This is a genomic window from Paraburkholderia sp. BCC1886 (assembly GCF_900996245.1).
Classification (GTDB): Bacteria; Pseudomonadota; Gammaproteobacteria; order Burkholderiales; family Burkholderiaceae; genus Paraburkholderia.
On record NZ_CAAJGK010000104.1, the window covers coordinates 1 to 487 of the forward strand.

1 protein-coding gene is annotated in these 487 nt (G+C 76.0%); it reads right to left on the reverse strand.

The window, feature by feature from the left end; genetic code table 11:
* Positions 1–487, reverse strand: a 487-nt coding sequence (locus tag FQ746_RS30415; protein WP_144113526.1) for a Plug domain-containing protein, incomplete at both ends; no start/stop codon positions are given.

The following is a 487-nucleotide window of genomic DNA, read 5'->3' on the forward strand; positions in this document are numbered from 1 at the left end:
GCCGTACAGCACCGAAGCCGGCCCGCGCAGCACCTCGACGCGCTCGACCGACCAGGTGTCGACCGGGAAGCTCACCGTGCCCGCGCCCACCAGCATGCGCGTGCCGTCATACAGCGTGGTGATCGATTCGGGACCGCTGAAGCCGCGCACCGATACCGACGTGCCGCCGTTGCCGGGCGCCGCGTTGGCCGCGAAGCCGGCCGCGCGCGTGACGGCATCGAGCACGCTGGTGTCGCCGCGCTCGCGGATCCGCTCGCCGTCGAGCGTCTCGACGCTGGCCGGCGTGTCGAGGCTCGACAGGCCGAGCCGGCTGCCGGTGCCGGCCGGCTTGCCGAGATTGCCGGCATCGGCGGCGGCGCGCTCGGCGCCCACCGAGATGGCCGGCAGCGCCTGGGCCGCGCCGCCGCTGCCGGCGAGTTTCGCGGGGCCAGCGGGACCGGCCGGCGCCGCGTCGGTCGTCGAGTTCGAAGGCAGCAGGTCGTCGGCC